Origin of the sequence: Synechococcus sp. OH2 (genome assembly GCF_047462155.1) — a bacterium.
Taxonomy (GTDB): Bacteria; Cyanobacteriota; Cyanobacteriia; order Thermostichales; family Thermostichaceae; genus Thermostichus.
The window spans coordinates 18,866-43,285 of sequence record NZ_JANSIR010000081.1; the positions used below are offsets into that span (position 1 = coordinate 18,866).

Genomic DNA, 24,420 nt, shown 5'->3' on the forward strand with positions numbered 1-24,420 from the left:
TTTGCCCCCCGTTGGCGGGCGTAAGCCACCGTCAGGCCGGAAAAAGTATCGACTTCAACGTTTTTCAGGTGGGCGGTGGAGAGGCTAATCTGCGACTGCCGCTGCTCCGGGCTGAACAGAGGGGTTTTGTTGGGGTTTTTCAAGACGGCGACGATCACCTTGGAAAATAGGCGGCTGGCCCGCTCGATGATATCGAGGTGCCCAAGGGTGATCGGGTCAAAGCTGCCGGGATAGAGGGCGATCATGGTTCAAGGGGGGTACTGCTTTTCCTTACCCTACCTGCTCTCGGGCCCAAGCCAAATAGGTTGTACTGACGTGGCTAGCTGGGATAGCCAGGATCTCCGGCTCTTGGTAGGGGTGGAGCTCCCGCAGCCGCTGCTCCAGGCGGGGATAAGCAGTAGAGGGCAATTTGAGCAACAGCAAAAATTCGGCTTCCCTCTGCAGGGATCCCTGCCAGCGGTAATAGGAGGTTATCGGTGGCAGCACCTGGGCACAGGCCACGTAGCGCTCGGCCACTAGAGTGTGGGCCAAACGATGGGCGTCGGCCTCGGATCCTACCGTGGTCATGACAACCACAAGGGTGTTTGGGGCGATCTGGCTGTCCATGGGAAGCCGGGAAATGGGCAGGGGGCGATCTCCCCTGATCGTACTGCTGGATCCTCGGATCGCCATCCCAGTTGGGTCAGGCCCCCCGGAGCAGAGGTGTGGCCTTGGCAAAATAGGGCCGCTTTTGGTGCCAGCGCCAAGCTGTCTGCACGATCTCGGCCAAGTCGGCATAGCGGGGCTGCCAGTTGAGATCCCGCTGGATGGCCGCGGCATCGCCCACCAGGCAGGGGGGATCCCCCGGTCGGCGGGCCCCAATTTGCGCCGGGATCTGTCTTCCGGTTACCGCTGCTGCCGTGGCGATCACCTCCTGGACGGAGAAGCCCTGGCCATTGCCCAGGTTGTAGGCTGCCTGCACAGGCCGGCCAGACGCCAGCGCTTCTAAGGCCAACACATGAGCCTGCGCCAGGTCGGCGACATGGATGTAGTCGCGGATACAGGTACCATCAGGGGTGTTGTAGTCATCGCCAAAAACGGTGATGTGGGGGCGTTGGCCAGCGGCGACTTCCAGCACCAAGGGGATGAGGTGGGTTTCGGGGTCATGGGCTTCGCCGATTTCTCCGTCGGGATCGGCGCCGGCGGCGTTGAAGTAGCGCAGGCTGATAAACCGGATCCCGTGGGCGGCCTGGAAGTCCCGCAGCATCTGCTCCACCAGGAGTTTGCTCTGTCCGTAGGGGTTGATGGGGCGCTGGGGGTGGGTTTCCGGGATGGGGATCTGCTCCGGCACGCCGTAGGTGGCGCAGGTGCTGGAGAACACCAGGTAGGGGATCCCGTGATCCCGCATGGCCTCTAGTAGAGTTAGGGATCCGGCCACGTTGTTGCGGTAGTATTTGCCCGGATCCTTGACCGACTCGCCCACGTAGGCGTAGGCGGCAAAGTGAATCACCCCTTCAGGGCGGTACTGGCGGATAACCTGATCCAGCCGCTCCCGGTCGGCAATGTCGCCAATTGCCAAAGGCCCCCAGCGAACAGCCCAGGGGTGACCGTAAACCAGGTTGTCATAGACAATGGGCAGGTGGCCGTGGGCCGCCAGGGCTTTGCAGGTGTGGCTGCCAATATAGCCCGCGCCGCCTGTAACCAGAAGCCGCATAGGCCAGAGCAGAAGGCAGTTTCCGTCCAGAATACAGCCATTCTTGCCGACCTTGGCAATTCCCCGGCCTATTCCAGGAGCTGCTGCAAATCCAGATGAGGCCGCCAGGCCTCTGCCAGACGATCCAGCAGTTCTTCCCGTTGCTGGGCGTAGTGGCCGTCCACCTCCGGCAAGGGATCCCAGCCTTTTTGCCGGCGCAGCCAGTTGAGCCAGTGGCGCCGCCAACGGTGGTTGTCAAAGAGACCGTGCAGATAGCTGCCCCAGATGCGGCCGGTGGGATCCCGCCAGCCCAGGTTTTCCTGCTCGAAGATTGGCAGGCAGCCAGAGGAATCGGCCTGGGTGGATCCCTGATGAATTTCGTACCCCTGGACGGGGGCAGGGGCGGGCCATCGGCTCTGCGTCTGCACCTGCCGGGTAATCTTCGTGGGCTGCAACACGGTGCTCAGCGGCAGCAAGCCCAGCCCTGGGTAGGTGCCGGCAACTCCCTCTAGGCCATCGGGATCGGCGAGGGTTTCCCCCAACATCTGCAGTCCGCCGCAGATGCCGACGATGTGGCCGGAATAGTGGCGCAGTTGGTCGGCCAGGCCGGTCTTTTGCAATGCCAACAGATCCTTGAGGGTGGTTTTGCTGCCGGGCAGGATGACGACATCGGGGGATCCCAGGCTTTGGCCGGGGTGAATCCAGCGCAGATGGACGCTGGGCTCGGCCAGCAAGGGGTCGAAATCGGAGAAATTGGCCACCTGGGGCAGGCGAACCACGGCGATTTCCAGGGAGTCTTCCCGCCTGGGACGGCGATTTTCCCAGAGTTGGGGGCCGGCCTCGATGCCCAGCGAATCTTCCTGGGGCAGCACCCAATCCAGCCAGGGCAGAACCCCAACCACCGGGATCCCGGTGTAGCTCTCCAGCCAATCCAGGCCGGGCTGCAGCAGCTCCCGCGAGCCGCGAAACTTGTTGATAACAATGCCGCGGATCAGGGCTCGTTCTTCCGGTTCCAGCAGTTGCAGCGTGCCCACCACATGGGCCAGCGCCCCACCCCGGTCGATGTCCGCCACCAGCCAAGTGGGGGATCCCAAATGCAAGGCGACCCGCATATTTGCCAAATCCCGATGCTTGAGGTTCACCTCCGCCGGGCTGCCTGCCCCCTCGCAAACGATCCAGTCGTACTGCTGTTGTAAGCGGGCCAGGGCTTCTTTGACCGCTTGCCAGGCCGGCGCAAACCAGCGTTCGTAATACTCGCCGGCGCGGCAGGTGCCCACCGCCACTCCATTCAAGACGATCTGGGAAGTCAGGTTGCCCTGGGGCTTCAACAGGATCGGGTTCATCTCCACCGCAGGCGGGATCCCGGCGGCCCAAGCTTGCAGAGCCTGCGCATAGGCAATCTCTTTGCCCTCCGGGGTGACGTAGGCGTTGAGGGACATGTTCTGGGCCTTGAAAGGGGCAACCTTCTTCCCCGCCTTTTTCAGGAGGCGACAGAGGGCAGCTACCAAAAGGGTTTTGCCTACGTGGGAAGAAGTCCCCACCACCATTAAGGATCGGCAGGCACCGCTCATCTGGATCCCTTTCCCTCGCTTGCCGGTTGTCCACCTTCTCCCCTAAGCCGGCCACGCCGGGTCGGTGGATACCTCTCCCGCAGCTAAAGCCGCTGCCCAGCCGACACAAAAAGCACAACCCTCCGCCGGCCCACCCCTTCCCAGCCCTGGGAAGGAGGTCAGGCCAGAAGACCCTCTCTCGTTTCGCGGGCAGGCTTGGCGCAACTTAAGACTGGGGCAGATGGATTCGAACCACCGAATGGCGGGACCAAAACCCGCTGCCTTACCGCTTGGCGATGCCCCAATTCACGGCAATTAACTGGCTTAACTAATCTAACGATGCAGCTTTGGATCTGTCAACGGGCTACGGCGACCTCCTGGATTGTCGAGAACGGAGTTGGATCCCTGCTGGGATCCTTTGCTGAGATCAGAGTTGACCTCAAAAGGGTTGGGCAGATGGGGAATGCGGGCCACCTCGAAGAAGTAGGCGCGGATCTCCGGCCCAAAGTAGATAACATCGCCACTCCTCAAGTAATGGGTAGCTACCCGCGTACCGTTGACGAACACCCCGTTGGTGCTGGACTGCCCCTTGCGGTTGCCGTCGACTAGACAATACGTAAACCCTGTGCGATTGGACTTGGTGGGCACTCGCACCAAATAGGCGTGGCGGCGGGAGACGAAGCGGTTGACGATCTGGATGGCATTGGAGGGATCCCGGCCAACCGTGTAAATGCTTTCCCGCAGGATGTAGCTGCAGGGCCGCACAGGATGGCAAACGGACAGGGTAAACTCCGGGTGAGACAACGGCTGCTCAGGGACTTGGTCGAACAGATCCAGCGGCAGGTCAAAGCCCTGGCTGGAAAGAGAACTCCCCCCGCCCACCTCTGTGATGGAGGTCAAAAAGTCGTCGTAGCTCTGTGGCAACAGCGTTTCCTCCTCGACGCTCAACCGCATGCCCGGCAGCCTAGCTCTTCAAGTCTAAGCCCTTAAACCTTAGAGTTCCTCAAAACCCTACCCTTTGTACCACTTCCAAAAAACTCGGCCTCGGCAGGCTGTCGGAAAACCCACAAGCCTTGATGTACCCTACTATACACCACAGGCGGCTTTGGAGATACTCCGTTTCCCAAAGAAAATTAGGTTTGGGTTCAAGTCAAAGCTACTCGTGTTTTAACGGATCCCTTGGGAGCCACAGCCTTGGCCGCGGGCGGGCTATTCTGGGTAGCAGGTTTGTAGCCTTGAGGTGTGGGTGTGACGGAGGCCCTGTTGCGTCGGTTGGATGTGGCCACAGAGGCGGCTCTGGAGGCAGGGGCTTTGCTGCGCAGTTACGTGGGGGGCAACCTTGCCATTGAGGAGAAACGCCCGGGCGACTTGGTGACGGCAGCGGATCGCGCTTCTGAGGAGCTGATCATAAAAATCTTGAGGCGGCACTTCCCCGAAGACGGGATCTTGACGGAAGAATCCGGCCAGCAGGGATCCCCACAGGGCACCTATGCCTGGATGATCGATCCCCTTGATGGCACCACCAACTTTGCCCACGGCTATCCCTTTGCTGCCGTCTCTATTGGTCTGCTGGAGGGGCGGGAGCCGGTGCTAGGAGTGGTCTGCGACATCTTTCGCGGGGATCTCTTTCGCGCTGTGCAGGGGATGGGAGCCACCCGCAACCGCCAGCCCATCCGCGTCTCCTCTACTACCGAACTCTCCCGCAGCCTCTTGGTAACCGGCTTTGCCTATGACCGGCGCGAAACCCCCGACAACAACTACGCTGAGTTCTGCCACTTCACCCACCTCACCCAGGGAGTGCGCCGGGGCGGATCGGCTGCCCTGGACTTGGCCTACGTGGCCACCGGCCAGTTGGACGGCTATTGGGAGCGAGGTCTCTCCCCCTGGGACATTGCCGCTGGGATTGTCTTGGTGCGAGAGGCTGGCGGCAAGGTCACTGCCTACGATGGCAGCCCGGTGGATGTGTACAGTGGCCGCCTGCTGGCCAGCAACGGCTGGTTACACGCTGCTCTTCAGGAAGAACTGGCCCAGGTCAGCCCCCTGCCGGTCTCCTTCCCCATGCGGCGGCCTCGAGAGCGAAACGGCTAAAGATAAAGATGAGGTAAAGTTCAGGCAAAAATTGGGTAAGCTTTACGCACAGGCCCTTATGGCTCCTTCCCAAGGTCAGAGAGATAGCTTGGCCGGGAAAACACTCCGGCGTTGTTGCTGGGCGACAGGATTTGGCCTGGCGCTTCTCTTGGGGATCCCGGCCTACCCTCAGCCTGCCCAAAAACCGGCCCTGCCCGCTCCTGCCGGCGAGCGAGCCCAGCCCCCCGATTCCCGTTGGGCCGAAATTCAGGCGCGGGGGCGCATCCGGGTTGGCCTGGATCCTAGCCTGGGCCCGGCTTACCTCTACACCGACCTAGAGCGGCAAACCTACGCCGGCTTCGAGTGGGATATCCTGGAGGCGCTTGCCCAGACGCTGCAGGTGCAGGTGGAGCCCGTCTACGTGGCTTGGAGTCAGCAGTTGGCGGCTTTGCAAGCGGATGAGGTAGATCTCATCTGGGGGGCGCGGGAAGCTTTGGGCTTGGATCCACAGCAGTTTCTCGCCACCCGGCCCTACTACCTCAGCCCGCAGCGCTTGGTGGTACGGGATCCGGGGCCAGGGGAAACTCCCATTGAGGCGCTGTCGCAATTATTTGGCCGCAAAGTGGGCATTGTAGTGAACAGTACGGGAGCAGCTCTGTTGGAGGCGTACAACGAGAGGCGGGGCAACGCCATTCGTCTTTTTGCCACCAGCAACCCGGAGCGCCTGTTTGCTCAGCTCCAGGCCGGCCAGTTGGATGCCGTACTTGTCGATCAGCCTGTTGCCGCCCTGAGCCTGCGCCAGGCGGGATCCCGGCTGCGCCTGGCGGGGCCGCCTCTGTTCCCGATTCCTCTGGTGGGCGTGGTATCCTCGCAGCATCCTTCCCTGAAGGAAGCCGTGGATGGGGCAATCGCAATCCTGACCGAGAACGGAACTTTGCAACGCATCTTGGAGAAGTGGCAACTATGGGATCCAACTCTGATGTCCCCCGCCTCAGCCGAGGACTAGCCCGCTACGAGACGGACCATTTCGCCATCTTGGGCGTACCCCTCACCGCCGACTCCAAAGGGATCCGGCGCGGCTACCTGCAGGCGGCCAAGGCCCTGCACCCGGATCGGTTTGTCGGGGATCCGGAAGGGGCAGAGCGGGCCAACGTCCTCTTTGCCAAGCTGGTCAGCCCAGCCAACGAGGTGCTGGCCAAGGAGCGGGAGCGGTCAGAATACGAGACTGTGCTCAAGCTGCGCGTTCAACGCCTGCTGGAGTCGCCCCCTCCTGATCTATGGCCCACTGGAGAAGCCGTCAAAGGCCTGGCCGAGTGTGCCGATTGGCAGGAAGAATACGTCCGGCGGGTGGAGAAGCTGGCCAAAGAGCAATACAGCTCCATGGCCACGCTGCTGGAGAAAACCGAGCAACTGAGCGAGCTGAACCTGGCCTATTTACTGCTCAAGGCCGGCTACAAGGGAATCCCGACTCCTGCCACCAGAACCACCACCCTGACTGGGATCCCAACCCCTTCCCCCAGCCGCACCACCTTGGGTGGGATCCCGACCGGCTCCCCCGTTCCGTCTCCTACTGCCCCGCCCACCCCGCCCCCAACTCCGCAACTCAGCCCCGCTGAGACTCGCTTCCTGCAGGCACTGGACATGATCGAGCGCAAGCAGTACCGGGTTGCCATTCAGTACTTGAACTTTGCCATCAGCGCCCAGCCCAACGTGGCCCGCTACTATCTGCACCGGGGTATCGCCCACCTCAAGCAGGGCAACGCTGGTATGGCCAAAGCCGACTTCCTGCAGGCCAGCCGCCTTGAGCCGGGCAACGCCGAGTTGATGGCGGAGGTGCGCCGCTGGTTGCAGCAGGTCACCACCCAGCAGCCGGTTCCTGTCCCCTCGGCCAGCCGCCAGACCTCCCAGGCCCAGAAAATCGTGCCACCGCCGCGCAAAGAAGACAACAGCGGCTTCTGGAGCCGCCTCTTCGGCAAGAAAAAGTAGGCCCAACTCCCCTCAGGAAGCGTCCCCCAGCACCAGTAGCGTGACCAGGGATCCCGTATTCCAGAGGCTGTGCAGCAGGATGGGGGCCAACAGGTTGCGGCTGTGGCCGTACACCACCCCCAGCACCACCCCTAGCATGGTCAGCGGCAGCAGATCGGAAAGGTTGAGGTGGGCAAGGGCAAAAGTGAAGGCACTGAGCAAGATAGCTGCCCCCATCGGCAAGTAGCGGCTCAGCGTAGGCAGCCAAAAGCCCCGGAACAGCACCTCCTCAAAAACGGGGGCACAGACAGACACCACGGCCAAAAACAGCAAGCGCGCCCCCCAGCCGTGGCTGTCCAGCAGCAGCGGCAAGATGGGGTTCCCACCCCCTGCTTGGGGCAGCAGCAACTGCGACAGCGCCGCTGCCAGCACCACCAAAGGTAGGGCCACCCAGTAGCCGCATAGGCCCCAAAGCGGCCAAGGGCCCCACAGCCGCACCTGCAACGCCTTCTGCCAACCGGGATAGAGCCGGAGAAGCCGGTACAACAGGGCTGCCCCCAGCAGAGCGCCGGCGTTGTAGGTGAGAAACAGGGTCACTGCCTGATGCCAAGGGCTGAGCCGTTGTGCCCCCAAACCCAGCAGGACCGTGTAAAGGCGGGGCACCAGCGCATTGAGGAGAATAAACCCCAAAAACCAGCCGGTTAACACCGCCTGCGCCCCGATCCCCGGCCAAGGCACCTCCCACGGCGGGCCCACAAGAGGACGTTGGCGCCAGAAGCTCCAGCCCAGCCAACCCAACAGGAGGATTAGCCCCAGCAGCGCCCCCAGCACGGGGATCCCGCCCACCACCGTCAGCCGAAACAGAGCTGCCAAGGCCAATTTTTCCTGCTCCTGGTTGAGGGCATTGAGGCTGTCGCTGCGCTGTTGCAGCCGGTAGAGCTGTTGCAAGGCCACTGCCTCAAACCAGCCGTCTAGGTGGTTGCGGATCTGCACCTCAGCCTCGGGCAGAATGCGCCGTGGCGTTCCCCACAGCCCTTGTAAAACCTGTGCCACCCCCTTCTGGCCGGATTCCAGCTCCAAGGGACGTTCTGGATCGACTATCTGCTGCCACTGCTGCTGGGCCGCCTCCAGATCCTTCTGGTAAGCGTAGAGCAAGCCCAGGCGTAGCCGCAGGCTGTCTAGCTCTGCCTGCAGATCCTGGGCAGAGGCCAGCAGGACGGGATCCACTGCCGGCGCTTGGGCCGGCCCCACTTCATCCGACATCCTAGCCAACTCGGGTTCGCCCACTGTTTCCAGCCGCGCCACCCGTTTTAGCCGCTTCAGGCGTTCGGCGTAGTTGTCGGCCACCTGCCGGTAGCGATTGTTGGCCAGCTCGAAAACGTTCCGCCCTAGCAGAGCCTGCGCCAGATCCTGATAGCGGGGATCATCTAAGGTGCGGGCAGCCTGCAGGGCGAGATTGGTTTGCAACAGATCCAACTGCGTTTGGGGCGGCGGCTGAAACCAACTGCTGGAAAGTGAAAGCCCGACAATCAAAAGGGCCAATAGGCTCAGCAGGTTGAGGATCCCACGGCGAACAGAAAGCCAAGCGGAAAAGGGATCGACAGAGGCCGTGGCTTCAGAGGGAGACATGGCAGCAACAGAGGCAACTCCAGCGGGTTATATCCTAGCTTCTATTGGCTTTAGCCGGAGGGGTCAGCGGCGCTCTAGCCAATACCGGTAGATGGGCAGCCCCAACTGCAGGCACTGCCACTCCCGCTCGGTAGGAATACCAAAGGGGTTGTCATCGATGGGCCCCTGGCAGGGATCCCAAAACTGCGGATGCTCTAGGAAACGAGCAACCATCTCCTCGGCAATTTCCTGCACGTCCGACTGCAAAAAAACAGGGCTGCCCGGTTGCAGCAGCAGGGCCAGATCCGCCACCAGTTGGGGCTGGACGATCCGCCGTTTGTGATGGCGCTTTTTGAACCAGGGATCCGGAAATTGGATGGTAACCCGGCTGAGATCTCCAGGGGCAAATAGATGGCGCAGGGAGACGTTGATGTTGGCAAAGAGGAAATGGACGTTATCTAGCCCCAGCTCGTCCCGCCAAGCATTGGCCCGCTCCACCAGCGGCTGCCGAATCTCCACGCCCAAAAAGTTCCAATCCGGCTGTTCCTGGGCCAGGCGCAGCAGAAAGCGTCCGCTCCCGCTGCCGATATCCAAGTGAAAGGGTTGCCCCAGCCGCCGGTACACCCGTTCCCAGTGGGGTGGAGAAGCAGGCTGCTGGTATTGCGCCTGCAGAGGGTTGACATGTTGCCGCAGCCGCTGGCCGAGACCCTTCTGCAGCGGGATCCCTGCCCAAGGCGGTGCAAGGCAGCCTTTCTCAGGTTGGGCTTGCTGCGCCCGTTGCCCCTCTGCTTCCCCAGACCACCTTCTGCTGCCGGTTCCAGCCATAGCGAACCCAACGCCGCCTCCCACAGCCTGGATCAAAAGCAAAGAGAATCTAAGCTACCACTGAATGCTGTCAATGACTTGCCGCAAGATGTGGGCCGAGCGGTGCAATTGCTGTTGCTCGCTCTCGGTGAGGGACATGACCAGCGTGCGCTCCACCCCTTGCCGACCGACCACTCTCGGCAAACTAAGGCAGACCTCCGGCAGACCATACTCCCCCTGGATGAGGCTGCTCACGGTTAAAACGCGCCGCTGATCCCGTACCAGGGCCTGGACAATTTGCGTCACCCCCAGACCAATGGCATAGCTGGTGGCCCCTTTGCGGCGGATGATCTCATAGGCGGCATTGCGCACCTGCTCGAAGATGTCGCCCAAATGGGCGGGATCCCACTCCGGCGAGAGCTCGCCAATCGGCGTGCCGGCAATGTTCACCTTGCTCCAGACGGCCACCTCGCTATCCCCATGTTCGCCGATGATGTAGGCGTGCAGGCTGCGCGGATCCACCCCCAGCCGCTGGGCCAAAAGATAGCGAAAGCGGGCCGTATCCAACACCGTGCCCGACCCCAACACCTGCCCCGCCGGCAGCCCCGATAACTTCAGGGAAACATAGGTCATGATATCGACGGGGTTGCTCACCACCAGGAAAATGGCGCTGGGGCAATGCTCCATCAAGGCCGGGATCAGGCTTTTGAAAATCTCAACGTTGCGGTGAACCAAATCCAAGCGGGTTTCTCCAGGCCGCTGCTTGGCTCCCGCCGTCACAATCACGACGTCTGAGCCGGCGCAATCGGCCAGCTCTCCCGCCCAGATCCGCGTCGGCTCCACAAAAGGGATCCCGTGCACCAGATCCATCACTTCCCCTTCCAGCTTGGCCCGGTCGATGTCGTGAAGAACCAGCTCATCGAGGGTGTTCTGGATCACCATCGCGTAGGCGCAGGCCATGCCCACCTGACCGGCGCCGATGATGGATCCCTTCAAAAGGCGGCGAGAAGTCAGCCCACCGGCTTGCTGTTCAAAGCGTTGCTTGGGTTGATGCTCAGAAACGGTCATGGCTTCAGCCGCTGCACTTCCCTTCCCAGCTTAAGCCTGGCCAGGCGGAGAGAAAAATAGCAGCGGGACTATCGCTTCCCCCAGAGCAAGAAAAGCTGGAAGGGAAGAGAATTTCCATCTTCCCGGTCGCCTCGGCGGCGCAGATCCCCAGGGGCAAAGTGACTTCGATTGGATTTAAATGCCGTAAAGGTTTTAATAGTTTTTTTAAGGATTCTGGTAGACCTTAACTCCGTTGCTGGGTTAGCCGCTGCCAAAGCTCCAGAGGAATGCGCTCGTGAGGACACTTCAGGGAGCGAATCTGAGCTAGATCTTCCGGCAAGTAGTGCAAAGCCACCCGCGCCGTTGCGTCTAAGAGGCTGTGCCGCTGCTGGGGATGCTGCTCGGCTTCTCCGAAAAACACATCCAGCCAGCCATCCTGCTCTTGGTAGCGCATCCGCAAAGCAGAGAGAGAAGGCAGGGACTCTTGGCGGTAGAGCTGGAAGCCCTGCTCAGGGCTCCACCCCAGCCACCACTGGGGCGCCAGTTGCCCCAACTGCCGACACCACACGCCCGCCTGCACCTGTTGCCATGTCATGCTCATCACTCCGTGACCTGCAAAGACCTAGCTGCAAATTTTTTCCAACTACTTTAGCCAAGTACTCTACCAGACTCACTCAGTTTGATGCAAGTCTCTATCAAAGAGGGCCCCGTATGCTCCGGAGGTATATTGCAACTTGATCTCAATAGTGCTATCCTGTCACTCAGGTGAGTGGTGGAGTCAAATCCATCAGTCTTCCTCTCTTGTCTTGGATAGAGCGGGGATCCCGCGCCGGCGGAACTGGCCATCCTGCGTTTGGCAGGGATCCCTTTTCCTCCTTTCCCCTCAAAGTTGAGGTTTTAATCTAATGAGACTAAACATCAATTAACAGGGGAGGGAGGTTTTTCGCCAACACCGTGTTGAAGGAGGAGGTAGCAGTCGAGGGTGATTGCGCTTGCGTCGGCGGGCTAGCAAGCGGAAGCGGCGTGAAGCGCTGGGGAAGTATCTTGAGCTATTTGGAATGGCTATAAATCTTCTAAGGAGATAAACGGATGTTTTCGGAACAAGCTAGCTGTTCCGTCCTTGTTTTGTTCTCTAAAAAATGATTCTGAAAGAAGATTAAAATTTGGAGAAAAGGATTGAATCAGGTGCGACTTATCGATTAGAATCTAGGTGGCGTTAACGCTAACCGCGACGAAGAGATCGGAGAGAGGAAACCTAACATCCTCTCTCCTTTTCTGTCTCTATCTCTTGTCTCCCAAGAAGTAGGGATCCCTTACGAATGGAGATACAATCTAAGGTGTTCCTTGCTCTTACCCCTAACCCTTTTTCCACCCCTCACCCATGGCCCGTATCCCAGAGGGAAGCTAGGGATCACTTTTGAAAGTGACTATAGCTTTTACACCCTCAACTACCCTTTCAGATTCTTGTTTTTGTTTGGCGTGACTTAGGATCTCGCTTGAGCTTTAAGCCAAACTAAAGGGTTGCGCCTCGGTCTTGCAGCCATTGGGCAGCTAGCTTGTGCTGCCGCTTTTGCGCATAGGCTAAAGGTGTGTGCCCCTCCTGATTCCGGGGGTTTAATTCGGCCCCATGCTGCAGCAAAAGTTCTAGGATTGGGACATGCCCTTCCCAGGCAGCCCAGTGCATGGGTGTTGCCCCGAAGCGGTTGCGCGCGTTGACATCAGCCCCGTACAAAATGAGAAAGCGAGCGATGCCCAAGTGTCCTTGTGTGGCCGCCTCGTGCAGAGGAGTTCGCCCCGTCTCATCAACGGCATCCACCGGTGCCCCCTTGGAGAGTAGGCGAGCTAGAACGCTTTTCCTACCCGTAGCCGTAGCCCAGTGGAGAACGCCACAGGCGTTTGCCCCTTTTTGGATCAGCAGACCGATAACTTCTGCCTGATCGGCTAGGGCAGCCCGATGGAGAGGAGTGTATCCATAGCGATCTAGCAGATCGATCTCGCTGCCTGCCTGGAGAAGCCGCTCCACCACTTCCACCTGGCCGCTGGCTGCAGCCAAATGGAGGGGTGTAGCCCCGCTGGAATCCACCGAGTGGACAGAAGCGCCATAAGCCAAAAGCAAGTCCAACAACTCCAGATTGCCGATGAGTATTGCTTTGTGAAGCGGGGTAACCCCCTGCCAATCGGGAGCATTCACATCTGCCCCTTGCTGCAAGTAAGCCAGCAATTGTTGCAGATCTTGATTGGCCAAGGCGCGGTGCAGGGCTTCGCTCATAGTTACTGGGAAATAGGGCTTAAAGTTCTTCAGGGAGAGTTAGGAATAGGCAAAGTCTAGGCTTTACAGCTTGGGCAAAGTCTAGCACTGGATCCCTGCCTCTGAAGTAGCTGCCCGCAAGAGGCCTCTTGGTGCTCAGCCAGCAGGGTCAATGCAGCATCAAGCCTTGACCATGAGAACCATTCTCGACAAGCTTGCATCTCAATTGCATTAGCGCTGAGAGGATCCCTTGGTTCAGCCCGGGTTGACATGCCATGATCAGCGGCAGAGTCAGGGGTCGGAGCTGACTTTTGGCCCAGGTTCTGCAACTCTCAATTCCCTTCCTTCTGCCACCGCTCATGGACTACTACGCGATTCTGAACCTGTCTCCCCAAGCAGACAGCGAAGATATCAAGCGAGCCTTTCGCCGGTTGGCACGGCAGTTTCACCCCGATGTGGCAGGAGAGGGATCCCGAGAACGATTTGAGCAGATCTATCGGGCCTACCAAGTGCTGAGCAACCCTGAAGAGCGGCGGCGCTACGACGCCCAACGACAATCCCCGCCCAGTCCTGGGAAAGGAGAAAGGCGGGTGGTTGTGCGCACCACTGGATTGGACTCCACCTCAGCAGAACCACCGGCTCGGGACTCCCTTGAGGCAGGAATTGCCCGCGTTAAGGCCACCTGGCGCGAGCGCAAGCTGCCCACGGCAGTGGCTCTGGCCGAAGCCCTCCTGAAACGCTTTCCCAACTCCGGCGAGGCCATCCACATCTTGGCTTTGGCCTATCAACGCTTCGGCAACCATTTGATCCAAGAGGGGCGCCACCGGCAGGCAGAAGCCTATCTGAGAAAGGCCTTGGCCACAGAGCCAAATAACCGGGAGTTGGCCTTTGAAATCCGGCGAGATCTAGCCCGTCTGGGCATCCGGGAGGGATCCAGCTAGCTGCCTGGCGCTGCAACTTTCAACTGCTGGGCCGCCCACTGCCGGAGCTGCTGGCGGTTGACCTTGCCCTGGGCGTTGCGGGGGATCCCGCTACACCACAGCCATTGCTTGGGGTGCTTGAAGGGGCTTAGTTGTTGTGCAAGGTGCCGCTTTAGGTGCTTCTCCAGCTCGTTGCTGCTTAGAGAGATCCCAGCCCTGGGCACAGCCACCGCCACCACCTGCTGGCCCCACTCCTCATCGGGCAGGCCCAGCACACAGACATCTTCTACCCAGCCGCTGGCGCGGATTTCCCCCTCCACCTCGGCGGCCATCACCTTTTCCCCTCCGGTCAGGATGAGCTCGTCGGCGCGGCCCAGCCAGTAGAGATAGCCCTCTGAGTCCAGATAGCCCCAATCGCCGGGGGTGAAGCCCTGCTGTTGCCATTGGCCTAGAGAATCTGCCTCGCTGAAGAGAGGGTAGTAGCCCAGTGCCAGCGACTCAGCCCACACGTGGATGCGGCCTACCAGGGGATCCCCTCTCTCACCGCGGATCTCCACGGTGGCGTGGGGTAGGGGCCGGCCCAGACTGTCGCTGCCCTGCAAGAAAGCTTCTGGCAGCAGCGTACATACCTGGGAGGCGGTTTCGGTCATGCCGTAGGTGAGGGCTAGGGGCAAGTGCAACTGCCGGGCCTGTTGCCGCAAACTGGGCCAGGTGGGGCCGCCGCCAACCAGAATGGCCTGGAATTGGTGTAGGCTCTCCAAGACTCCTGGCTGGGCGTTGAGCAACAGCCGCTGCAACTGGGTGGGCACCAGCGACAGAAAGCTGCCCGGCAAAGGCGGATCCCAGGCCTCAGCCTGCTGCTGTCGTTTCCAATCCCAGACAATCCACTGGCCGCCGCTCAGCCAGGAACGAACAGCCTGCATCAGGCCGCTGACGTGGTACAGGGGCAACACACAGTAGCTATGGATACACTCCACCCGGAAGTGCTGTTGGTGGGCTCTGGCGGAGGCGCTGAGGGTACGCCAGGAGTGCACCGCCCATTTCACCTGACCGCCGGAGCCGCCGGTAGGGATCCCAATTACCGGCCAATCGGTGCTGGGCAGGAGCTGTTGCCAATGCTCCAGCTGGGGGTTGGAGCAGGCGGGATCCTCCTGCAACTGCCCTTGCCGCCAGTGCCAAGCGGATCCCAGGCCGGCCAAAGCCTGTCCCCACTCCCGTTCTCCCCAGTGGGGATTGGCTAAGAAGAGGGGGATCCCCAGGTGTTGGCAGGCCAAAACGGCAGCCCACACTTGTAGCGGATCCGAGTCTGCCACCAGTAGGGGAACGGCCTTGTCTGCCAGAGGGCGCAGTTGCTCTTCCAGCCCAGACAGGCACTCCTTCAAAGCGGGAGGGCAGTTGTGGTTGGGAAACATCTTTCGGCAAGCTCAGGCGGGACAGTTGCAAGTTAAACGAAGTGATCAAAAAGCAAGCTATAGCCGTGGAGACTTGACCATCCACTGAGGCAATTGGGAGGTGTCCCCCGTCTCTTCGTTGTTTTGATTTTTGGCAGGGATCCCCTCCTCAAAGGCCCGGGCAAGGTGAGGAAGAGTTTGGGCTTGGCTTATCATGATCTAGGTTTGAAGTAGGAGGCCTAGGTTGTGATCGAGCCAATTTTGCTGGGGATCGTTTTGGGGATGGTGCTGGTTACCTTGGCAGGCCTGTTTGTGGCCGCCTACAGACAGTATCAGCGCGGCAATAAGATCGGTCTGTGAAAGCCAGGGAGGAAAAGCTGGCACCAAACCGTCGGCAAGAGAGCGGCTCAGCAGGTGAGGTGGCATAGCGATGCAGTGGCTGCGCACGGTGGCGGCTTTGCGGGAGCAGGTAGCGAGCTGGCGGGGATCTACCATAGGCTTGGTGCCAACGATGGGATCCCTGCACGAGGGGCATCTCAGTCTGATCCGCCGCTGCCGCCAAGAGTGTGACCACACGGTGGTCAGCATCTTCGTCAACCCCCTCCAATTTGGCCCCAACGAAGACTGGGATCGCTACCCCCGCGATGAGGAAGGGGATCGGGCCCTGTGTGAAGCGGCGGGCGTGGATGTGGTGTTTGCCCCCGACCCACAAGAGATGGGAGCCGACCCGGCAGCCGGAGGCGACCGCACTTGGGTGATGCCCCCCGAATCCCTTCTGCAGACCCTCTGCGCCCCCCACCGACCGGGGCATTTTCGCGGCGTGGCCACCATCGTGCTGCAACTGCTGAACCTGGTGCAGCCGCAGCGGGCCTATTTTGGCCAAAAGGATGCCCAGCAACTGGCCATCATCCAGCGCCTGGTTCAGGATCTGCAGATCCCCACCACCATTGTCCCTTGCCCCACCGTGCGAGAAGCCGACGGCCTTGCCTACAGCTCCCGCAACCGCTACCTCTCAGCAGCGGAGCGGCAGGCGGCCGCCCGCCTGTACCGCGCCCTGCGCCGAGGGTACGACCACTGGCAAGCCGGGGATCCCTCCGCCGAAGGGATCCTGGCCGCCGCCCGTGCTGAGCTAGAGCACACCCCGGAGGTGCGCGTGCAGTATCTGGAATTGGTGGATCCGCAAACCCTCCAGCCCCTATCGCAGGTCAAAGATAAGGGACTGCTGGCCATCGCCGCCTATGTAGGGCAAACTCGCCTCATTGACAACCTGCTCCTTTCCCCGGAAGGTGCGGATCCCTTGCCCCAAAAACAGCAGAGTGCAGTGCCTCCTTCCCCGAAAACAGGGCGTCGCCCGCTGATTGCCATCGACGGCCCGGCAGGGGCCGGGAAGTCCAGCGTAGCGCGAGCAGTGGCCGCTCAACTGCAGCTCCTGTACTTGGATACGGGGGCGATGTACCGGGCCATCACCTGGCTGGCGCTGCAGCGGGGGATCCCGTTGGACGACGCCGAGCAACTGACCCAACTGGCTGCCCAAACCCAACTAACCTTACAAAGTGGCCCCTCGGCCGACGAACCAACCCGCATCTGGGCCGACGGTGAGGAAGTTACCCAGGCCATTCGCTCCCCAGAGGTGACCCGCTGGGTTTCTCAGGTGGCGGCAGTGCCAGGGGTACGGCAGGAGCTGGTGAAGCGGCAACGCTTCATTGGACGGGATGGGGGGGCTGTCCTGGAGGGGCGAGATATCGGTACCCATGTTTTTCCTGATGCCGAGCTGAAAGTCTTTTTGACCGCCTCGGTGGGGGAGCGGGCCCAGCGCCGGCAACACCAACTGCAAGCCCAAGGACAAGTGGTGTCCCTTGAAGAGTTAAAAGCTCAGATTGAGCAGCGGGATCGCCGCGACAGCGAACGGCTTATCTCTCCCTTGCGGCCTGCCCCCGATGCCATTCTGATCGACACGGATCACCTGAGCCAGGCTGAGGTGGAAGACAAAATTGTGAGGCTGTACCGCCAGCTTTTGGAGCAATCCGGGGCAGCCCATTTCGACAATTAAATTATCTGAACCCTGAAGATTTTCTCAAGCTTTCGAGATGGGGCCAATTCAATTCTGAGGTGTTGGGCCTTGTGGGGTGGGGCGATGCGCTTGGCCAGAACCGCTAAGGTAGGAATCCCGTTGACGAAGAGATACTGGCCTGCCCTGCTCCCCCTAGGCCGAAACCACCCGTGTCCGGCTCTGGGTAGCCGCGAGCACTATGGGTAATACACTCCTCCTGGCTTTTTTGCTTCTCCTCTCAGGGGCCTGCTCCGGGGCGGAAACCGCCATCACGGCCATGGACAACTTGCGCTTGGAGTCCCTGATCGAAGAACAAGGGGATCCACAAGGCCTCTATCGGCTGGCGCAACAACAGCGATCCCGGCTGATCACCACCTTGCTGCTGGTGAACAACTTCGTCAACATTGGCATCGCCGCCCTGGCCACCACCATCTCTATTGAGCTACTGGGATCCCAGTTTGGAGCTTTGGCCGCCACCGTGCCCACCACGATCCTGGTGCTCCTGTTTGGAGAAGTAGCCCCAAAGTCCCTGGCGGTGAGTCATCCCCTGGGGGTGTTCCGCTGGGTGGTGCGGCCTGTTCATGTCCTCTCGGTGCTGCTGCGCCCTTTTACCGACGCCTTTGAATGGATTGTCAGCAGACTCTTTAACCTGTTAGAGCTCTCGCCGCTGACGGCCACCGCTTCCCTCAAGGATTTGGAGCTGCTGATCGACGTGCTGGGGCAGCGGGGGCTGCTGGATTGGCAAAAGCGGCGCCTGTTCCGAGGCGCCTTGGCTTTGGATTTGCTCCAGGCGGGAGATGTGGCCAAACCTAGGGTAAAAATGGAGACCATCTCCCACGATAAAACCCTGCAGGATGTGGTAAAGCTCTGCCTGGAAACAGGCTACTCCCGCATCCCTGTGCAAGGAGAATCCAAAGACGAGATCGTCGGCGTCATTCACCTCAAGCAGGCTCTGCGCTACCTGGAGCAAAAGGGCAACGCTGAGGTCACCAAGGCCATGTCTCCGCCTTTTTTTGTGCCCGATACCAAGCGTGTCAGCCTGCTGCTCAAGGAAATGCTGCGCTCCCGCCAACACCTGGGGATCGTGGTGGATGAGTTTGGCGGCACCACCGGCTTGATCACGCTGGAGGACATTTTGGAAGAGCTGGTGGGAGATATCTACGACGAAAGTGATCTCTCCCCCCTGCTGCTGCAGCGACAACGGCGACAGCGCCCCTCCTCTTCTGGATCCCCCTAAGGGAGGCTGCTAGCCAGCTTCTGCAGAGTCTTGGTTGGCTTCGGGGGAGGGGCCCGGATCGGCGGGGTAACGGGCAACAAAAAAGATCCAGAAGCTGTGGATCCCTACGCCCATACCCCACCCGCCCAATAGAGGCAGCAGCCATGGCCAATCGGCTCGGTACAACTGCTGGAAAAACACCAGTCCCGAGGCACTGCAGAGAAAAACCGCCAGATGGGCCGCGTAGGTGTAACGGTCATCCAGCTTGCGAAACTCAGGATCCCGACGGGAGGGCTTGCGGGGCCAGCGAGGTGGCATGGCAAAACTGGGCAGTTAAAACCTTCTTTACTGTAGAACAACCCTGGACAGGGATCCCTGCGGCTCGGGGCCTAACCCCAGTGGGTTGCCCGGCGTCTGCTTTCCAAGTTTAGGAGGTTGGGTGGGGCCGCTCCCGCCAGCGGCAACTGGGGGGATCCGTTTCGCCGGGCTGGGTGGCAAACTCCAGCGGCCCGTTTTCGGTGTATAGGTGCAGGTCGAACCAGAAGGTGGATCCCTGTTCCAGCTTGCTTTCTAGGCAGATGCGGGTGTGGTGTTTCTCGAGGATGTTGCGCACAATGGCCAGGCCCAGGCCGGTGCCCTCCAAAGTGTGGACGCGGTTCTCGACGCGGAAAAAGCGGTCGAAGATCCGCTCTTGATCCTCGGGCGCAATGCCAATGCCCGTATCGGCCACCGCCACCCGCACCGCCTGCGGGGATCCATCCGCCTGCACCACCAGGTGGGCATGCACCGTCACCAGACCTCCCGACGGCGTGAACTTGAGAGCGTTGCCCAAAAGATTGGTCATCACCTGCAGCAGCAGATCGTAGTTGCCCCACACCAGGGGCAGATCCGGATCGACAAACTTGCGCAACTGGATCCCTTTGTCGCGGGCTTGCAGGTGGTGGGTGCGCAGGGTCTGCTCGATCACCGCCGCGATATCGACGGCCTCGAAGTGGTACTGCTTGCCCGACTCCAGACGCGACAAATCCAACACATCGTTGACCAAGCGGGTGAGGCGATCGGTTTCGCGGTTGGCAATTTCCAGATAGTCCAGCCGCTCCTCTGGCGACATCTGCTCGCCGTACTCGTAGAGGGTCTCGATAAAAGACTTAATACTAAAGAGGGGGGTACGCAGCTCGTGGCTGATGTTGCTGATGAACTGGGCCTTGGCCTCGTTGAGCTCCACCTCGCGGGTGATGTCCTGTACCGTCATTACAATCCCCTTGAGGTTTTGCCGCCGCGGGTCGGATACCGGCGACAGCAGGATGCGAACGACGCGCTTGATGGGGCCGCTGAGGTTGACGCGAATTTCCTCTGCCTCTTGATCCCCGCGGGCAATTTGCATCAGGGGGCGGGCCAACTGCTGCCGCAGATCCTCCGGCAACAGCTCCGGCAAAGGCTTGCCCAAGACGGGATCCCCTTCCCAGCCGAACATGCGAGAGGCCGCCGGGTTGAGCAGCAGCACCCGAAACTCGGCATCCAACAAAATGGCGGCATCGACGATAGAGAAAACCAACGTCTCCAACTTGGCTTTGGCGGCGGCCAGTTCTTCGATGTTCTGCTCTTCGTAGCTCTGCAGCCGCTCCGCCATCTCGTTAAAGCTGTCGATGAGCTGGGCCAGCTCTCCCCCAAAGGGCAGGTCGATGCGCTGCTTGAAGTTGCCCTTGGTGATCTCCTGGACGCCCTTGACCAGTTCTTTGATGGGGTAGGTGATGGTGAGGGCATTGACCACGGATCCCAGGATGGCCAGAACCCACACTGCCAAAAACACCCCAATCGAGACCTCCCGCGCCAGTTGCGTGGAGCGCACGAGGGCGGGGTTGGGGTTGATGCCGAGGCCAAGGGTGCCCAAAAAGCGGCCCTGATGATAGATGCCGACAAAAATGTCCGTCACCCGCCCGGCGGGGGTGAGGTGGGTGCGCACCAGCGGCTGGCCCTCGGCAGGCGGGCGGTTGTCCGGCAGTTGGATGCGGCGGGTAAGGCTGAGGGAGGTTTTCACCTCCTGGTTGGAAAACGGGATCCCGTAGTAGATGTTCCCTTCCGGGTCGGCGTAGAGCAAATAGCGGATGCTGCTGGTGCTCTCAAAGTATTGCCGCGACAGTTGGGCCACTTCGCCGATGCGATCTTCGGCAATCAGGGGAGCGACATTGGCTGCCAACAGCAATCCCAGATCTCGGCCAAAGCGGGCCTCGTTGAAGCGGGCATCCTGCTGCACAGTGCTGATGGCCCAGAAGGTGAAGCTGCTCACCACCAGCGAGACCACCAGCGTGGCCACAAAGAGCAACTGGGTCTCCAGGCGCAGCTTGTGTTTCCAGCGCGCCCACCAGCGCCGCAGGGATCCCCAAAAGCCCCCTCCCCTTGTCGGCTCCGCAGTCTCCCCAGGTGAGGGCTCTGGAGGAGAAGAAGCTGACTCAGGCGATTGGACGTTGACAAGGGGCTCGACAGTGCTGACAGGAGACATGAACCCGACGTAACAACCCTGGAGAACGCTGTCGCCACCATTTTGACATGGCTGCCGACAGGGTTAAGAAAGGGTTAGATTTTCTGAAAAGATTGTTACAACAGAAGGGACACGCCTAGATCTCCAACTAGGGATCCTAGAGGCGCAAAAGGAAATGCTTCTAGAGGGGTTGCAGGCCTAGCTTCTCAAGCAAAGCCGCATCGGCGGCCGAGCCTGGGTTAGGCGTGGTCAACAACTTTTCGCCGGTAAAGATGGAATTGGCGCCTGCTAAGAAGCACAGCGCCTGGTCGCTCTCGGACAGGTTTTTCCGCCCTGCCGAGAGCCGGATTTGGGCTCTGGGCAGCAGCAGCCGAGCCGTGGCGATGGTGCGCACCAGCAGCAGCGGATCGGGAGGGGGAAGCTGGCCCAGGAGCGTGCCAGCCACCGGCACCAGCGCGTTGATGGGTACCGAAGTCGGCGGGGGCGTCAGGTTGGCCAAAACGTGGAGCAGGGCGATGCGGTCTTCGTCGGTCTCCCCAAGGCCGACAATGCCGCCACAGCAGATCTGCAGGCCGGCTGCCCCCACATGGGCCAGAGTCTCCAGGCGATCCTGGTAGGTGCGCGTCGTGATGATGCGGGGGTAGAACTCCGGCGAGGTGTCCAGATTGTGGTTGTAGGCCGTCAGCCCAGCCGCCGCCAACTGCTGCGCCTGAGCAGCCGACACCATCCCCAAAGTGACACAGGCTTCCATCCCCAGCTCGCGCACCGTGCGCACCATCTCCAGCACCCGCTCAAACGCCTCCCCTTCCGGGGCTGACCGCCAAGCAGCGCCCATACATAGCCGGGTGGCACCGGCTTTTTGAGCAGCCATGGCCTGCTCGCGCAGCGAATCCAGGGAGATCAAGGGGTAGGTCTCGATCCCTGTCGAGTAGCGGGCGCTTTGGGGGCAATAGGCGCAGTCTTCCGGGCAGCCGCCCGACTTGATGTTGACAAGGGCGCAGAGTTGAACCCGGTTGGGAGGGTGGTGCTGTCGGTGCACCGCTTGCGCCTCGAACACCAACTGCAGCAGCGGCCGATGGTAGATTTCGCGAACGTACTCCAGAGCAATGGCCATGCCGGCAATGTCCAAAACTCCCTAAAAGCTTGCCAGCGCTCTTAGGCTTGGTTAGAATGTAAAATCTGTGCTTTGGGAAGGCGAACCCGTCTCGCTTAGGAACTCAACAATGATAACCCCAGAAGCAGTGGCCAAAGGCCCTATCAGCCAATTTGTTGAGCATCACTTTCGCCACTTTAACGCCGCCGCCCTGGTGGATGCGGCCAAGGGCTACTGTGCTCACCTGGAAAAAGGCGGCAAGATGATGGTGACCTTAGCCGGTGCCATGAGCACGGCAGAGCTAGGGCTTTCCCTGGCTGAGATGATCCGCCAGGACAAGGTGCACGCCATCTCCTGCACCGGCGCCAACCTGGAGGAAGACATCTTCAACCTCATCGCCCACGACTTCTACGAGCGGGTGCCCAACTACCGCGACCTCAGCCCGCAGCAGGAGCAGGAGCTGCTGGAGCGGCACCTGAACCGGGTAACGGATACCTGCATCCCGGAAGAAGAGGCGATGCGGCGCCTGGAAAAAGCTCTGCTGGAAGAGTGGATCGCTGCCGACCAGGCCGGGGAGCGCTACTTCCCGCACGAGTTCATCTACCGCATCCTGCGCAGCGGCCGGCTGGAGCCCTACTACCAGATCAATCCGCGGGATTCCTGGGTTTACGCGGCCATGGAGGCCAACTTGCCCATCTACGTGCCGGGCTGGGAGGACTCCACCACCGGCAACATGTACGCTGCCCACTGCATTACTGGTGAGATCCGCCATGTCCACACCGTCCGCACGGGCATTGAGTACATGATCCACCTGGCGGACTGGTACACACGTACCTCGGCAGAGTGCTCCATCGGCTTCTTCCAGATTGGCGGCGGCATTGCTGGCGATTTTCCCATCTGCGTGGTCCCCATGCTGCACCAAGACCTGGGCCGCAAAGGGATCCCCCTGTGGGGCTATTTCTGCCAGATCAGCGACTCCACCACCAGCTACGGCTCCTACTCGGGGGCAGTCCCCAACGAGAAGATCACCTGGGGCAAGCTGGGGGTTGACACACCTAAGTTCGTCATCGAGTCGGATGCTACCATCGTGGCGCCTTTGATTTTTGCCTGGGTGCTGGGGTGGTAGAATCCCGCTTCAGGATAGACGATCAGCGAGGCTGGGGCTGACCTGAGGTAGGACGGGGCCATTGGGAGAGCAGAATCGCAGCTTCCCAGCGCCTCATGTCCTGGGCAATGCGCAGGGGGGTGAGGCCGTAGCCGTCCGGCTCGTCAATCTCGGAGCCATGCTCCAGCAGCAGCCGCACCACCTCGGGGTTGCCCGACCAAGCGGCAAAATGTAGGGGCAGGCCGCCGGCCCCGAAGCGGGCATTGACGTTAGCACCTCCCTCGAGCAAAGCCTTGGTCACTTCAGGATTGCCCAGGCGGGCAGCTTGGTGGAGGGGGCTGGCTCCGCCGCGATCTAACCGGTTGGGATCCGCCCCGGCGGCCAGCAAAAGGCGGGTGTTGAGGCCGCTTTCGACGAAGAACAGAGCCGTCTTGCCCCGCTCCTCGACGACATTGGCGTCTTTCCCCAGCCAGAGAGCCAGTTGCAGCCGAAGCGGGTTGGCGGTGGCCAGGACTTGTGGATCTTCTGGCAGGGAGTAGCCGTAGAACCCCAGCCCCCCTACCAGCAGGGATCCCAGCCCGGCACCCACAGCCCACCACCTATGCTCCATGGCCCTACTCCTCAAAGAACAGGATGGCAATCCCTTGGCTGGGCAGGGCCTGGGCCGAAAGCAGCAACGGGTTGCTGAGGGCAGGTTGCGCGGCAGCGGCGGGAAAGAGGCGCAAAAACGCTGCTAAAGGTTGCAGCTCGCATTGGGACGCCTCGGCGGCGGCGGTGCGATACATAGTCGGGATGACCAACTTGGGCTGCAGCACTTCGATGGCTGCCTTGGCCGCCTCGGGATCGTAGTTTTTCGGCCCACCCCCCACCGGCACCAGCAAGAGGTCAGGGCGAGCCAGCAGGATGGACTGTTCCCGGCCAATGGGCTGCAGGGCCCCTCCCAAATGAACAACGTCGATCCCGGCCATGCGCCAGCGCCAGCCCACGTTGAGGCCAAAGCGAGGGCCCCGCGGCATGCGCACCCCCTGCACGCGGATCCCATCGATGACGTAGTCCCCCGGCTGAAACAGCACTTTAGGGTTGCCGGGCACCACGTCCAGGGCCCCTTCGTCCAGGAGGCGGCTGCTGAGCAGCACCAGATCGGCCTTAACGCTGGGAGGAGGATAGCCAGCCGTGCAGCCCCCCGGCCGAAAGGGGTTGACCAG

The 24,420-nt window shown here is 60.9% G+C and carries 24 protein-coding genes and 1 tRNA gene; 8 read left to right on the forward strand and 17 right to left on the reverse strand.

Annotated elements, in window-relative coordinates; translation table 11 throughout:
* The 6 genes from coaD to NW835_RS07035 all read right to left on the reverse strand — a co-directional run.
* Window positions 1-245 (reverse strand): pantetheine-phosphate adenylyltransferase (gene coaD / locus NW835_RS07010; RefSeq protein WP_414414895.1); only part of this gene is annotated, 245 nt, incomplete at its 3' end.
* Between the two features lie 25 nt (window positions 246-270).
* On the reverse strand, window positions 271-567 hold the full coding sequence (gene cutA, locus NW835_RS07015) for a divalent-cation tolerance protein CutA (protein ID WP_414378218.1): 297 nt from the start codon (window positions 565-567) through the stop codon (window positions 271-273).
* Between the two features lie 115 nt (window positions 568-682).
* Entirely contained in the window at window positions 683-1,693 is a 1,011-nt protein-coding gene (gene galE, locus NW835_RS07020) for a UDP-glucose 4-epimerase GalE (protein ID WP_414372735.1), read from the reverse strand.
* Window positions 1,694-1,761: 68 nt separating this feature from the next.
* Window positions 1,762-3,243, reverse strand: a complete 1,482-nt coding sequence (locus NW835_RS07025) for a cobyric acid synthase (protein ID WP_414414896.1) — start codon at window positions 3,241-3,243, stop codon at window positions 1,762-1,764.
* A 211-nt stretch (window positions 3,244-3,454) separates the two neighbouring features.
* Window positions 3,455-3,526: transfer RNA gene (locus NW835_RS07030), tRNA-Gln, on the reverse strand.
* A gap of 29 nt (window positions 3,527-3,555) precedes the next feature.
* Window positions 3,556-4,176 (reverse strand): FHA domain-containing protein, encoded by a 621-nt coding sequence (locus tag NW835_RS07035; RefSeq protein ID WP_414414897.1) that lies wholly within the window; start codon window positions 4,174-4,176, stop codon window positions 3,556-3,558.
* Between the two features lie 288 nt (window positions 4,177-4,464).
* Here NW835_RS07035 and NW835_RS07040 point away from each other — a divergent pair, with 288 nt between their 5' ends.
* Genes NW835_RS07040 through NW835_RS07050 form a run of 3 tightly spaced genes read left to right on the forward strand, consistent with a single transcriptional unit; the run spans window position 4,465 to window position 7,275 of the window.
* The gene (locus tag NW835_RS07040) at window positions 4,465-5,310 is read left to right on the forward strand and encodes an inositol monophosphatase family protein (RefSeq protein ID WP_414414898.1); all 846 of its coding nucleotides are present in this window, start codon (window positions 4,465-4,467) and stop codon (window positions 5,308-5,310) included.
* Window positions 5,311-5,368: 58 nt separating this feature from the next.
* Complete coding sequence (locus NW835_RS07045) at window positions 5,369-6,295, forward strand: ABC transporter substrate-binding protein (protein WP_414414899.1); 927 nt, start codon at window positions 5,369-5,371, stop codon at window positions 6,293-6,295.
* Window positions 6,253-7,275, forward strand: a complete 1,023-nt coding sequence (locus tag NW835_RS07050) for a DnaJ domain-containing protein (protein WP_414414900.1) — start codon at window positions 6,253-6,255, stop codon at window positions 7,273-7,275. The genes NW835_RS07045 and NW835_RS07050 overlap by 43 nt, the downstream gene beginning before the upstream one ends.
* Window positions 7,276-7,287: 12 nt before the next feature.
* Here NW835_RS07050 and NW835_RS07055 read toward each other — a convergent pair whose 3' ends face one another.
* From NW835_RS07055 to NW835_RS07075, 5 genes are all read right to left on the reverse strand, one after another.
* Window positions 7,288-8,883, reverse strand: a complete 1,596-nt coding sequence (locus NW835_RS07055; RefSeq protein ID WP_414414901.1) for a type II CAAX prenyl endopeptidase Rce1 family protein — start codon at window positions 8,881-8,883, stop codon at window positions 7,288-7,290.
* 63 nt (window positions 8,884-8,946) lie between these two features.
* A complete protein-coding gene (gene trmB / locus NW835_RS07060) occupies window positions 8,947-9,687 on the reverse strand; it encodes a tRNA (guanosine(46)-N7)-methyltransferase TrmB (protein WP_414365727.1) in 741 nt (246 codons plus the stop codon).
* A gap of 54 nt (window positions 9,688-9,741) precedes the next feature.
* On the reverse strand, window positions 9,742-10,662 hold the full coding sequence (locus NW835_RS07065; RefSeq protein WP_414414921.1) for an L-lactate dehydrogenase: 921 nt from the start codon (window positions 10,660-10,662) through the stop codon (window positions 9,742-9,744).
* Between the two features lie 295 nt (window positions 10,663-10,957).
* Window positions 10,958-11,308 (reverse strand): hypothetical protein, encoded by a 351-nt coding sequence (locus NW835_RS07070; protein ID WP_414414902.1) that lies wholly within the window; start codon window positions 11,306-11,308, stop codon window positions 10,958-10,960.
* A gap of 918 nt (window positions 11,309-12,226) precedes the next feature.
* Window positions 12,227-12,982 (reverse strand): ankyrin repeat domain-containing protein, encoded by a 756-nt coding sequence (locus tag NW835_RS07075; protein ID WP_414414903.1) that lies wholly within the window; start codon window positions 12,980-12,982, stop codon window positions 12,227-12,229.
* 338 nt (window positions 12,983-13,320) lie between these two features.
* Here NW835_RS07075 and NW835_RS07080 point away from each other — a divergent pair, with 338 nt between their 5' ends.
* Window positions 13,321-13,902 carry a DnaJ domain-containing protein gene (locus NW835_RS07080; protein WP_414414904.1) on the forward strand — a complete coding sequence of 194 codons (582 nt, stop codon included), beginning with the start codon at window positions 13,321-13,323 and terminating at the stop codon, window positions 13,900-13,902.
* Here the strand turns inward: NW835_RS07080 and NW835_RS07085 are convergent.
* Window positions 13,899-15,293 carry a 2-succinylbenzoate--CoA ligase gene (locus tag NW835_RS07085; protein ID WP_414414905.1) on the reverse strand — a complete coding sequence of 465 codons (1,395 nt, stop codon included), beginning with the start codon at window positions 15,291-15,293 and terminating at the stop codon, window positions 13,899-13,901. The two genes, NW835_RS07080 and NW835_RS07085, sit on opposite strands and share 4 nt — an antisense overlap.
* A 225-nt stretch (window positions 15,294-15,518) precedes the next feature.
* Here NW835_RS07085 and petG point away from each other — a divergent pair, with 225 nt between their 5' ends.
* The 3 genes from petG to NW835_RS07100 all read left to right on the forward strand — a co-directional run bounded on the left by petG (window position 15,519) and on the right by NW835_RS07100 (window position 18,559).
* On the forward strand, window positions 15,519-15,632 hold the full coding sequence (gene petG / locus NW835_RS07090; RefSeq protein WP_414332627.1) for a cytochrome b6-f complex subunit V: 114 nt from the start codon (window positions 15,519-15,521) through the stop codon (window positions 15,630-15,632).
* Between the two features lie 70 nt (window positions 15,633-15,702).
* On the forward strand, window positions 15,703-17,322 hold the full coding sequence (locus NW835_RS07095; RefSeq protein ID WP_414414906.1) for a bifunctional pantoate--beta-alanine ligase/(d)CMP kinase: 1,620 nt from the start codon (window positions 15,703-15,705) through the stop codon (window positions 17,320-17,322).
* Between the two features lie 199 nt (window positions 17,323-17,521).
* Window positions 17,522-18,559: a hemolysin family protein gene (locus NW835_RS07100; protein WP_414364050.1), complete on the forward strand. Its 1,038-nt coding sequence runs from the start codon at window positions 17,522-17,524 to the stop codon at window positions 18,557-18,559.
* Between the two features lie 9 nt (window positions 18,560-18,568).
* Here NW835_RS07100 and NW835_RS07105 read toward each other — a convergent pair whose 3' ends face one another.
* The 3 genes from NW835_RS07105 to bioB all read right to left on the reverse strand — a co-directional run bounded on the left by NW835_RS07105 (window position 18,569) and on the right by bioB (window position 22,131).
* Window positions 18,569-18,856 carry a 2TM domain-containing protein gene (locus NW835_RS07105; RefSeq protein WP_414386156.1) on the reverse strand — a complete coding sequence of 96 codons (288 nt, stop codon included), beginning with the start codon at window positions 18,854-18,856 and terminating at the stop codon, window positions 18,569-18,571.
* Window positions 18,857-18,965: 109 nt separating this feature from the next.
* A complete protein-coding gene (locus tag NW835_RS07110) occupies window positions 18,966-21,038 on the reverse strand; it encodes an ATP-binding protein (protein WP_414377937.1) in 2,073 nt (690 codons plus the stop codon).
* Window positions 21,039-21,198: 160 nt separating this feature from the next.
* Window positions 21,199-22,131 (reverse strand): biotin synthase BioB, encoded by a 933-nt coding sequence (gene bioB, locus NW835_RS07115; RefSeq protein ID WP_414414907.1) that lies wholly within the window; start codon window positions 22,129-22,131, stop codon window positions 21,199-21,201.
* 109 nt (window positions 22,132-22,240) lie between these two features.
* Here bioB and NW835_RS07120 point away from each other — a divergent pair, with 109 nt between their 5' ends.
* A complete protein-coding gene (locus NW835_RS07120) occupies window positions 22,241-23,236 on the forward strand; it encodes a deoxyhypusine synthase family protein (RefSeq protein ID WP_414386158.1) in 996 nt (331 codons plus the stop codon).
* A gap of 22 nt (window positions 23,237-23,258) precedes the next feature.
* Here NW835_RS07120 and NW835_RS07125 read toward each other — a convergent pair whose 3' ends face one another.
* A complete protein-coding gene (locus tag NW835_RS07125) occupies window positions 23,259-23,825 on the reverse strand; it encodes an ankyrin repeat domain-containing protein (RefSeq protein WP_414386159.1) in 567 nt (188 codons plus the stop codon).
* A gap of 4 nt (window positions 23,826-23,829) precedes the next feature.
* Window positions 23,830-24,420, reverse strand: a 591-nt coding sequence (locus tag NW835_RS07130; protein ID WP_414414908.1) for an MBL fold metallo-hydrolase, incomplete at its 5' end; no start/stop codon positions are given.

Excerpts from the sequence above, each read along its gene's own strand:
- NW835_RS07070 (WP_414414902.1), bottom strand. The coding sequence starts at position 11,308 with ATGACATGGCAACAGGTGCAGGCGGGCGTGTGGTGTCGGCAGTTGGGG.
- NW835_RS07120 (WP_414386158.1), top strand. The coding sequence starts at position 22,241 with ATGATAACCCCAGAAGCAGTGGCCAAAGGCCCTATCAGCCAATTTGTT.
- NW835_RS07125 (WP_414386159.1), bottom strand. The coding sequence starts at position 23,825 with ATGGAGCATAGGTGGTGGGCTGTGGGTGCCGGGCTGGGATCCCTGCTG.
- NW835_RS07025 (WP_414414896.1), bottom strand. The coding sequence starts at position 3,243 with ATGAGCGGTGCCTGCCGATCCTTAATGGTGGTGGGGACTTCTTCCCAC.
- trmB (WP_414365727.1), bottom strand. The coding sequence starts at position 9,687 with ATGGCTGGAACCGGCAGCAGAAGGTGGTCTGGGGAAGCAGAGGGGCAA.
- cutA (WP_414378218.1), bottom strand. The coding sequence starts at position 567 with ATGACCACGGTAGGATCCGAGGCCGACGCCCATCGTTTGGCCCACACT.
- NW835_RS07050 (WP_414414900.1), top strand. The coding sequence starts at position 6,253 with ATGGGATCCAACTCTGATGTCCCCCGCCTCAGCCGAGGACTAGCCCGC.
- NW835_RS07045 (WP_414414899.1), top strand. The coding sequence starts at position 5,369 with ATGGCTCCTTCCCAAGGTCAGAGAGATAGCTTGGCCGGGAAAACACTC.
- NW835_RS07035 (WP_414414897.1), bottom strand. The coding sequence starts at position 4,176 with ATGCGGTTGAGCGTCGAGGAGGAAACGCTGTTGCCACAGAGCTACGAC.
- NW835_RS07075 (WP_414414903.1), bottom strand. The coding sequence starts at position 12,982 with ATGAGCGAAGCCCTGCACCGCGCCTTGGCCAATCAAGATCTGCAACAA.
- NW835_RS07100 (WP_414364050.1), top strand. The coding sequence starts at position 17,522 with ATGGGTAATACACTCCTCCTGGCTTTTTTGCTTCTCCTCTCAGGGGCC.
- galE (WP_414372735.1), bottom strand. The coding sequence starts at position 1,693 with ATGCGGCTTCTGGTTACAGGCGGCGCGGGCTATATTGGCAGCCACACC.
- NW835_RS07095 (WP_414414906.1), top strand. The coding sequence starts at position 15,703 with ATGCAGTGGCTGCGCACGGTGGCGGCTTTGCGGGAGCAGGTAGCGAGC.
- NW835_RS07110 (WP_414377937.1), bottom strand. The coding sequence starts at position 21,038 with ATGTCTCCTGTCAGCACTGTCGAGCCCCTTGTCAACGTCCAATCGCCT.
- NW835_RS07105 (WP_414386156.1), bottom strand. The coding sequence starts at position 18,856 with ATGCCACCTCGCTGGCCCCGCAAGCCCTCCCGTCGGGATCCTGAGTTT.
- bioB (WP_414414907.1), bottom strand. The coding sequence starts at position 22,131 with ATGGCCATTGCTCTGGAGTACGTTCGCGAAATCTACCATCGGCCGCTG.
- NW835_RS07055 (WP_414414901.1), bottom strand. The coding sequence starts at position 8,883 with ATGTCTCCCTCTGAAGCCACGGCCTCTGTCGATCCCTTTTCCGCTTGG.
- NW835_RS07080 (WP_414414904.1), top strand. The coding sequence starts at position 13,321 with ATGGACTACTACGCGATTCTGAACCTGTCTCCCCAAGCAGACAGCGAA.
- NW835_RS07085 (WP_414414905.1), bottom strand. The coding sequence starts at position 15,293 with ATGTTTCCCAACCACAACTGCCCTCCCGCTTTGAAGGAGTGCCTGTCT.